Raw genomic sequence first — 2,341 nt, forward strand, 5'->3', positions numbered from 1 at the left:
ATCGAAGACCGCCGCGATCCCCTCCCAGTCCTTGCTGTCCAGACAGCGGAAGTACCGGGCCTTGAGGCCCTTGATCTCCTCGACGGCCTCGAGTCGTGACACCGGGTCGACGGCGGAGGCCATCGGCGGACTATCTCAGAACAGCAGGCTGGCGTGCCGGGCGAAGTCCAGCACCGGGTCGGGCCACAGCCCCATGGCCACGGTGAACGCCGCGCAGAGGCCGAGCACCAGAAGGACCCCGGGGGGCATGGCGATGGGCTCGTCCGCCAGCGGCACCACGTCCACCGGCTCTCCGGGCCCGGGGGCCGCCGGGCGGGACACCGAGGCCGCCGTGCCGCCCGGGCCGCCCCCGGCCGCCGACACCGCCAGCGCCGTGGTCAGCTCCGGGCTGGGGGTGGGCGCCGAGCCGTACATGAGGAACACCACCCGCAGGTAGTACACGGCCGCTACCGCCGCGCTCAGCATGGCCAGGATGGCCAGCGGATAGGAGCGGGCCTGGATGGCGGCGGAGATGACCGAGAACTTGGCCAGGAAGCCGGTGGTGAACGGCACGCCCGACTGGGCGAACAGGAGCAGCGCCAGCACCGCCGCCAGAACGGGGCGCTCCCGGGCCAGGCCCCGGTAGTCGTCGAGGCGGTGCCGGGAGTCCCCCCGGCGGCCGACCAGGGTGATCACCGCGAAGGTGCCGATCACCATGAAGGTGTAGGCGAACAGGTAGTACAGCGCCCCGGATATGCCCTGCGACGTGGCCGCCGCCAGGCCGACGAGCACGAAGCCGGCGTGGTTGATCGACGAGTAGGCCATCAGCCGCTTGATGTCGGTCTGCACCAGGGCGGCCACCGCCCCGACCACCAGGGTGAGGGCGGCCACCACCGTGATGACCGGCTGCCAGTCGGTGCGCAGGAGCGAGAACGACGAGTACAGCACCCGCAGCAGCCCGGCAAAGCCCGCCGCCTTGGCCACCGCCGCCATGTAGCCCGTGACCGGGGTGGGTGCGCCCTGGTAGACGTCGGGGCTCCAGGTGTGGAACGGGACCGCCGCCACCTTGAAGCCCAGCCCGACGATCAGCATGGCCAGGCCGGCCAGGAGAACCCCGTTGTCGACGATCTGGTTGCCGGCCAGGAAGGCGCCGATCTTGGCCAGGTTGGTGGAGCCGGTGGCGCCGTAGGTCAGGGCCACGCCGTACAGGAACACCGCCGAGGAGAACGCCCCCAGCACGAAGTACTTGATGGCCGCCTCGCTCGACTCCCGGCGCCGCAGGTGATAGCCGGTCAGCACGTACAGGGCGATCGACAGGGTCTCCAGCCCGAGGAACACCACGATGAGGTCGTCGGCCACGGCCAGGAACATGGCGCCGGCGGCCGACAGCATGGCCAGCACGTAGAACTCCGGGCCGTCGAGGCCCTCGCGGCGCAGGTAGTCGTCGGCCACCAGCACCCCGAGACCCAGCGCCACGCTGATCAGCATGAGGAAGAACACGCTGAAGCCGTCGACGGCGATGGCGCCGTTGATCGCGGTGTGGGCGCCCCGGTGCTGGACCTGGTCCCACAGGTACCACGACGCCCCGATGGAGGCGGCCGACACGACCGCGGTGGAGATGGCCCACGCCCCCCGGGGCGCGGGCCGGCGGTACAGCGATGCCGCCAGCATCATCAGCAGGGCGGCCACGCTGAGGATGAGCTCGGGCAGGATGGCCACGTAGTCGACGTGGGGGGTGACCAGGCCGCTCACCCCCAGGATCCCGGCCAGGCTCATGGCTGGCCTCCGGCGCGCTGGGCCAGCCCCGAGCCCACCGCCGGGGGCGGGTTGTGGGTCTGCGCCGTCACCTGGGCCACCACCCGGTCCGCCGAGGGGTTGATGCGGTCGAGGAACGGCCGGGGGTACACGCCGAGGGCGACGATCAGCACGACCAGGGGCGCCACCACGACGAGCTCCCGGGGGCTGAGATCGACGCCGGTGCGCCCGGTGCGGGGCCTGCCGTGGAAGGCCTGCTGGTACGCCCAGAGGAACACGAGGGCGGCCAGGATCACCCCGACGGTGGCGACGACCGCCCACCACCGGTGGGTGAGGAACGTGCCGAGCAGGAGCAGGAACTCCCCGATGAAACCGTTGAGCCCGGGGACCCCCACTGCCGAGAGGGTGACGACCAGGAAGATGGCGGCGAAGATCGGGGCCCGCTTCTGGACGCCGCCCATGGCCGGGAGCTCCGAGGTGCCGAGCCGGTCGATCAGCAGGCCGATGAGGAGGAACATGGCCGCCATGGTCAGGCCGTGGTTCACCGTCTGGTACACGCCGCCGGAGAAGCCCTGCGTGGTGAACCCGAACAGGCCGACGATGATCA

General features: G+C 71.4%; 2 protein-coding genes. Both read right to left on the bottom strand.

The features are described 5' to 3' along the window. Positions 1 to 135 precede the first annotated feature (135 nt). On the bottom strand, positions 136 to 1,755 hold the full coding sequence (locus tag VFW24_03515; protein ID HEX5265818.1) for an NADH-quinone oxidoreductase subunit N: 1,620 nt from the start codon (positions 1,753 to 1,755) through the stop codon (positions 136 to 138). Then, positions 1,752 to 2,341: proton-conducting transporter membrane subunit (locus VFW24_03520; GenBank protein ID HEX5265819.1), on the bottom strand; the 590-nt coding region annotated here is incomplete at its 5' end. The genes VFW24_03515 and VFW24_03520, both read right to left, overlap by 4 nt.

The sequence above is a fragment of the Acidimicrobiales bacterium genome, assembly GCA_036273495.1.
GTDB lineage: Bacteria > Actinomycetota > Acidimicrobiia > Acidimicrobiales > JAJPHE01 > DASSEU01.

Coding starts and splice junctions, on each gene's coding strand:
- VFW24_03515 (HEX5265818.1), bottom strand. CDS start 1,755: ATGAGCCTGGCCGGGATCCTGGGGGTGAGCGGCCTGGTCACCCCCCAC.